The sequence below is a fragment of the Kocuria sp. genome (assembly GCF_030536815.1).
Taxonomy (GTDB): Bacteria; Actinomycetota; Actinomycetes; order Actinomycetales; family Micrococcaceae; genus Kocuria; species Kocuria gwangalliensis.
Map to the genome: position 1 here is coordinate 20,813 of NZ_JAUNPE010000019.1, position 6,261 is coordinate 27,073.

The following is a 6,261-nucleotide window of genomic DNA, read 5'->3' on the forward strand; positions in this document are numbered from 1 at the left end:
ATTAGATCTCCATCCCGAAGTGCTCGCTGAACCGGACGTCGCCCTCGACCATGTCGTGCATGTCCGGGACGTTGTTGCGGAACATCAGGGTCCGCTCGATGCCCATGCCGAACGCGAAGCCCGAGTACCGCTCGGGGTCAATGCCGGCCGCGCGCAGCACGTTGGGGTGCACCATGCCGCAGCCGCCCCACTCGATCCAGCGGGGCCCGCCCTTGGCGGTGGGGTGCCACACGTCCAGCTCGGCGGAAGGTTCGGTGAACGGGAAGTAATTGGGGCGCAGCCGAATCTGGGCTTCCTCGCCGAACATCACCCGCGCGAAGTGCGTGAGCGTGCCCTTGAGATCGGCCATGGACAGGCCCTCGTCCACGGCGAGGCCCTCCACCTGGTGGAACACCGGGGTGTGGGTCGCATCCAGTTCGTCCGTGCGGTAGGTCTTGCCCGGGCACACCACGTAGACCGGCAGCTCGCGCTCGAGCAGGGAGCGCATTTGCACCGGTGAGGTGTGGGTGCGCAGGACCAGGTGCGAGGACGGCGGGTCCACGAAGAACGTGTCCTGCAGCTGGCGGGCCGGGTGGTCCGGCTTGAAGTTCAGGGAGTCGAAGTTGAACCATTCGTGTTCGAGCTCGGGGCCGTCCGCGATCTCCCAGCCCATGCCCACAAATACGTCGCCAATGCGGTCCATCAGGTTGGTGAGCGGGTGGCGTCCGCCCAGCCGACGACGCCGCGTGGCCGCGGTGACGTCCACGGCCTCCTCCACGAGGATGCGGGCGTCACGCTCCTCCTCGAGCACGGTGGTGCGTGCGGCGATGGCCTTGTTCACGCGGCCGCGGGCCTGACCAATGAGCTTGCCGGCCACGGCCTTCTGAGTCTTGTCCAGGCCACCGATCGTGCGGTTGGCCAACGCCAGCGGTGATTTCTCACCGGTGTGCGCCAGTCGCACGGCCTTGAGCTCGTCAAGATCCGAGGCTGCCTCGATCTCGGTGAGCGCGCGCTCTACGGCTGAGGTGACCCCGGCCTCGTCGGTGGGGTCCACCTCGATGGACGGTGTGGGTTCGGACATGGTTTCTCGCGTTCCTGCTCGCGGACGGGTTCAGCGCAGGACCTGGCAGCTACCGCTGCCCCACGGTCCCCGCGTAAATGCCCGCAACGATCACGGTGCGGGCATGGCCAGTCTAGTGGATTGATTTGGGGCTCTCGGTCTGCTGCTCCCCCCACCAGCGCGGCGGGGTGAAGAACGCGGCGGCAAGGGCGCCGAGCAGCAGCACGACGGCCGGGAGCAGCAGGGTCTGGGTCACGGCGGCGGCAAAGCCTTCCCGGGCCGCCTCGGGTAGACCACCGGCGTTCGACGACGCCGCGAGCGACGCGGTCCCCGCAGCCTCCGGCAGGTTCGCGGCCAGTCGCGCTTGCAGTAGCACCGCGACCATGGCCGCGCCGAGAACGGCGGCGACCTGGCGGGTGGCGTTGAACACCCCGGAGCCGGCGCCCACGCGATCCGGGCGGAGGTTGGAGGTGGCCGTGATCGAGACCGGGGACCAGACCAGGGCGCTGCCCAGGCCCATGCCCAGGGTCATGACGGCCAGCAACCACACGGGGGTGTCCACGCGCAGGGCGAAGGCATAAGCGGCCAACGAGAGCGACATGATGATCATCCCGGGAAGGGCGAGGGATCGCGGAGTCCGCCGGGCCAGTGCTCGGCCGACGAGCGGAGCCAGGATCGCGGACAGCAAAGACATGGGCGCGTAGCTCAGTGCCGCCAGTGTGGGATCGAGATCGCGGACGAGCTGAAGGTAGAGCATCGCGGGGATGATCATGGAGTTCACGGTGAAGCTGACCGCCCCGATCGCCACGTTGGCCAGCGAGTAATTGCGGTCGCGGAACAATTCGAGCGGTACCAGCGGCTCCGCGCGGTTCTTGGCCTGCCAGACGACAAAGGCAATCATCACGGCCACGCCGGTTCCGATGACCACGGGGATGGTGACGGGGCCGACCACGGTGGACCAGCCGAACGTCTGTCCTTCCTGCACGCCGAACACGATCAGGAAAAGACCCACGCCGGAGAGCAGTACGCCGGGGATGTCCAGGCGATGACTGCGGCGTTCGAAACGCGGCAGGTACTTGGCCGCGCGCCACAGGGCATAGATTCCCACCGGAACGTTGACCCAGAAGATCCACTGCCAACCGGCCAGGTCCACCAGCACACCACCCAGCAACGGCCCCACCAGCGTGGCGATACCGGCCGTGGCGCCCCAAATGCCCAGGGCGGTTCCGCGGGTCTCGCTCGGGAACATGCGGGTGATCACAGACATGGTTTGCGGCGTGAGAATGGCCGCTCCCAGCCCCTGGACGACACGGGCGGCCACGAGACTGTCGATGCTGCTGGCAAATCCGCACCACAGGGACGCCACGGTGAAGATCGACAATCCCAATAAGTACATGGTGCGCGGACCGAAGCGGTCACCCAGCCGCCCGGTGATCAACAGCGGCACGGCGTAGGCCAGAAGGTAGGCGCTGGTCACCCACAGGACTCCCCCGATGGGCGCGTCGAGGCCCGCCATGAGTGCGGGAATGGCGGTGGAAACAATGGTGGCGTCCACCAGGATCATGAAGAACCCCAGGACCATGGCCCACAGGGCGCTCCACGCTGCCGGATCCTGCCGAGTCTCGGTGTGTTGTGCCATGGTCAGTGTCCGTGCCTCACGGTTGCGGGGTTGCCGACTCCGAGCTGCTTGAGCAGTGCCCCCACGATGGGCAGATCCGCGGGGATCCAGTCCAGGTCGAGGATCGGATCGGGATCAGCCAGGTCCACCCAGCGCAGTTGAAGGTGATCCTCCCCGGCGAGGGGTGCGCGGTCATCAGTGACCACCGCCGTGAAGACACGCATCACCGCGGTCCCCTTCAGGGGCCAACCCTCCGGGTCCGGGGCGGGGACTTCCTCGAGCACTCGCACGGTGACGCCGAGCTCCTCGGAGCATTCCCGCACGAGGGCCTCCTGAGCGCCCTCGCCGGGATCCTGTTTCCCGCCGGGGAACTCCCACAGCCCCCGGAGCTGCTCGGGATAGGCACGCTGGGCCACCAATAATCGGGTGGGCGATTGAGCGTTATCGAGGATCGCGGCGCCCGTGACCCGCGTGCGAGGGTCGCGGGACGCGGGAGCGCTCATGAGTGCGCGCGGCGTTGGGCTCGCGCCGAAGCATACAAACACACGGTCGCGGCGGTACCCACGTTGAGGGATTCCGCGGCGCCGTAGAGCGGGACGGCCACGGCACAATCAGCGTGGGCCTTTTCCTCGTCGGTCAGGCCCTGGGCTTCGTTACCGAACAGCCACGCGGTGGGGCGGGACAACTCGTAGGGAGTGTGCGCGAAAGGTTCCACACCCGCGGATCGCAGCAGGGCGGCGTCGGCGAGCTCGTCGACCAGAATGTCCGCGTACCCGTCGGCGGCGAGGATTCCGAGGCCGTGCTGGCGCGCGGCCACAGCAATCTCGGCCAGCTCCGCTCCCGTGACCACCGGAACGTGGAACAGCGAACCCGCCGAGGAGCGCACGGCCTTGGGATTGAACGGATCCACGCTGCCGGAGGTGAACACCGCTGCACGGGCGCCGGCGGCATCCGCGGCGCGCACGACCGTTCCCGCGTTACCGGGGTCTTGAACGCGAACCAGGACGCAGGCCAGCTCGGCCCGCGCAAGCGCGAGATCGAGGGTGAGAGTGGGCAGGGAGCACACGGCCAACATGCCCTGGGGTGTCACGGCGTCGGTCATGGCCGCGAGCACCTCTGCGGTGACCGCGCGGATGAACACTCCCCCGCGTTCGGCGAGGGCTTCCAGATCCGCGGCGATGTCCGGGTGGCGCTCCAGCTCCGCCTCGGTGACGTACACGGCGTCCAGCCCCGGAAGACCGGGCGGGGGCGTGTCCGAAAGGGCCAGCCGGAGTGCTTCGCGCACGTTCTGGGGCCCCTCGGCGCGGAACAGTGCGCGCTTGGAACGAACCGAGCGCCTGGTCAACGCGGCCACGTCACGAACCCGATCGGAACGGGTGTTGGACAGCAGCCGGTCTCCCAGGCGCTCGGTGAAGTTCACGAACCTGATCAGGCAGCGTTGCGCGGCGCGGAGGTGTCCTCCGGCAGTGCGTCCTTGGCGACCGTGACCAGGGCGGCGAAAGCGTTGGCGTCATTGACGGCCAGCTCTGCCAGCATGCGACGGTCCACCTCGACCTCGGCGGCCTTCAGGCCCTGGATGAAACGGTTGTAGGTCAGGCCGTTGGCGCGTGACGCAGCGTTGATGCGCTGGATCCACAGGCGACGGAAATCGCCCTTCTTCTTGCGGCGGTCGTTGTAGGAGTAGGTGTACGAGTGCAGCACCTGTTCCTTGGCCTTGCGGTACAGGCGCGAACGCTGCCCGCGGTAACCGGAGGCCATCTCCAAAATTTCACGACGCTTCTTGTGGGCGTTGACCGCCCGCTTCACACGTGCCACGTGTGTACTCCTTACGGTTCGGTTCCGATCACGATCGGAACAATCTCACATTTTCACGGTGCCGCTGTCACGGCACAAAACTTGGTGTAGCGCTGGCTTACTTGCCCAGCATCCGCTTGATGGCCTTGGCCTCGCCCGGGGTGCTCACGATCTGATCGCTCGCGAGGCGGCGGGTCAGTCGCGAAGACTTGTGCTCCAAGTAGTGGCGGCGGTTGGCCTGCTGACGCTTGACCTTGCCCGAACCGGTGAGCTTGAAACGCTTCTTAGCCCCACTGTGGGTCTTCATCTTCGGCATAGTGGCCGTCTCCTTTGGTTCAACCGGTGACGCACACCGGTGGGCCGCCGCTTAGCAGCGACGGCCACGCTTGTGTTGAGCGTGTGGCACGCCCAACGCTGTCAATTCACTGCGTGCCGCGCGCCTCAGCGCTTGGCGGGACCCGGCTTGGGAGCGCCGGGCTTGGGTGCACCGGGCTTCGGAGCCGCAGCGGGCTTGGGTGCGGCCTTGGGTACGGCCGCCGATGCCGGCTTGGGTGCCGCCTTGGGTTTGGTGGTCGACGACGCCGCGGCCTTGGGCTTCTCGGTGGAAACGTCCTCGGACTTCGCGATGCGCTTCTCGGCCTGTTCCTCGGTCTCGGTCACTGCCGGAGCAGCCTGACCGATCTTGGGATCAACGGCCGGTGCAGCCACAACCTCGGGCTCGGACTTGGGTGCCTCATCCTGAGTGGTCTCGGGCTTGGTGTCCGCCTGATCCGCGACCATTGCCTGCTCGTTGTTCTGAGCCGGTACTTCTTCCGTGGTTTCGGGTGCGCTTGCCGCACTGCGCAGCTCCTCCGGGAACGCGTCCCCGATGGACTGGGTCACGGGTGCGGCCTGGGAGGTGTCCACCCGCTGCTTGCGGTCGTTGTCCGCCTTGGACTCGTCGCGCTGCTTCTGACGACGGGCTTCGGCGCGGGCCTCGGCCTTGTTCTTCAGCGGACCGATCACCATGACCATGTTGCGACCGTCAACGCGGGGATTGGTTTCCACCACACCCACCTCGGCGACATCCTCGGCCAGGCGCTGAAGCAGACGGACACCCATTTCGGGGCGCTGCTGCTCACGACCGCGGAACTGGATCATGGCCTTGACCTTGTCACCGGCGCCCAAGAAGCGCTTGGCGTGACCGACCTTGGTCTCATAGTCATGAGTGTCGATCTTGAGGCGGAACCGAACTTCTTTGAGCACAGTGTTCGCCTGGTTCTTGCGAGCCTCGCGCGCTTTGACCGCGGCCTCGTACTTGTACTTGCCGAAGTCCATGAGCTTGGCCACGGGAGGCTTGGCGTTCGGTGCGACCTCGACCAGATCGAGATCCGATTCGCGTGCTAGCCGCAGTGCGTCCTGGACGCGTACGATGCCAACCTGCTCGCCGCCGGGTCCGACTAGACGGACCTCCGGGACACGGATTCTGTCATTGATTCGTGGATCGCTAATGCCAATCTCCTGATGTTCGTGGGTTTCCCCGTTGCTATGAACTACCGCAACAAAAAACCTCCGCTGCGGTAGGCGCGAGCGGAGGTTGAAACCACACTGTCATCAGAAATGCCCATGGATCACATGCCTGGCGGCATGGACCCCGGATTTCCGGTCACTGACCCGGTATCCTGCAACCCGTTGTGAAACGAGCGGACGCGGGTGGGAGTTACCTCCACTTGCACACTGCCCGACAGTTTAGCGCATGGTCGGCGGTGTGCGCGAACCGTGGCCGTGATCCCTGGCTCCCCGCGGCGGTGAGCGGGCCGTGCGCCGGGGT

The 6,261-nt window shown here is 66.6% G+C and carries 7 protein-coding genes; all 7 read right to left on the minus strand.

Annotated elements, in window-relative coordinates; translation table 11 throughout:
- Position 1: 1 nt before the first annotated feature.
- On the minus strand, positions 2–1,060 hold the full coding sequence (pheS, locus tag Q4E95_RS03660) for a phenylalanine--tRNA ligase subunit alpha (protein ID WP_303382013.1): 1,059 nt from the start codon (positions 1,058–1,060) through the stop codon (positions 2–4).
- A 112-nt stretch (positions 1,061–1,172) separates the two neighbouring features.
- A complete protein-coding gene (locus Q4E95_RS03665; RefSeq protein WP_303382014.1) occupies positions 1,173–2,678 on the minus strand; it encodes a DHA2 family efflux MFS transporter permease subunit in 1,506 nt (501 codons plus the stop codon).
- A gap of 2 nt (positions 2,679–2,680) precedes the next feature.
- Positions 2,681–3,160, minus strand: a complete 480-nt coding sequence (locus tag Q4E95_RS03670) for a (deoxy)nucleoside triphosphate pyrophosphohydrolase (protein WP_303382015.1) — start codon at positions 3,158–3,160, stop codon at positions 2,681–2,683.
- On the minus strand, positions 3,157–4,077 hold the full coding sequence (locus Q4E95_RS03675) for an RNA methyltransferase (RefSeq protein ID WP_303382016.1): 921 nt from the start codon (positions 4,075–4,077) through the stop codon (positions 3,157–3,159). Before Q4E95_RS03675 ends, Q4E95_RS03670 begins: the two co-directional genes overlap by 4 nt.
- A gap of 8 nt (positions 4,078–4,085) precedes the next feature.
- Positions 4,086–4,472, minus strand: a complete 387-nt coding sequence (gene rplT, locus Q4E95_RS03680) for a 50S ribosomal protein L20 (RefSeq protein ID WP_190807526.1) — start codon at positions 4,470–4,472, stop codon at positions 4,086–4,088.
- A gap of 97 nt (positions 4,473–4,569) precedes the next feature.
- Positions 4,570–4,767 carry a 50S ribosomal protein L35 gene (rpmI, locus tag Q4E95_RS03685; RefSeq protein WP_016998296.1) on the minus strand — a complete coding sequence of 66 codons (198 nt, stop codon included), beginning with the start codon at positions 4,765–4,767 and terminating at the stop codon, positions 4,570–4,572.
- Between the two features lie 125 nt (positions 4,768–4,892).
- A complete protein-coding gene (gene infC / locus Q4E95_RS03690; RefSeq protein ID WP_303382020.1) occupies positions 4,893–5,948 on the minus strand; it encodes a translation initiation factor IF-3 in 1,056 nt (351 codons plus the stop codon).
- Between the last annotated feature and the right edge of the window lie 313 nt (positions 5,949–6,261).

What these genes read in the sequence shown, in the direction of transcription:
- pheS (WP_303382013.1), bottom strand. Translation starts at nt 1,060, where the DNA reads ATGTCCGAACCCACACCGTCCATCGAGGTGGACCCCACCGACGAGGCC.
- Q4E95_RS03665 (WP_303382014.1), bottom strand. Translation starts at nt 2,678, where the DNA reads ATGGCACAACACACCGAGACTCGGCAGGATCCGGCAGCGTGGAGCGCC.
- Q4E95_RS03670 (WP_303382015.1), bottom strand. Translation starts at nt 3,160, where the DNA reads ATGAGCGCTCCCGCGTCCCGCGACCCTCGCACGCGGGTCACGGGCGCC.
- rpmI (WP_016998296.1), bottom strand. Translation starts at nt 4,767, where the DNA reads ATGCCGAAGATGAAGACCCACAGTGGGGCTAAGAAGCGTTTCAAGCTC.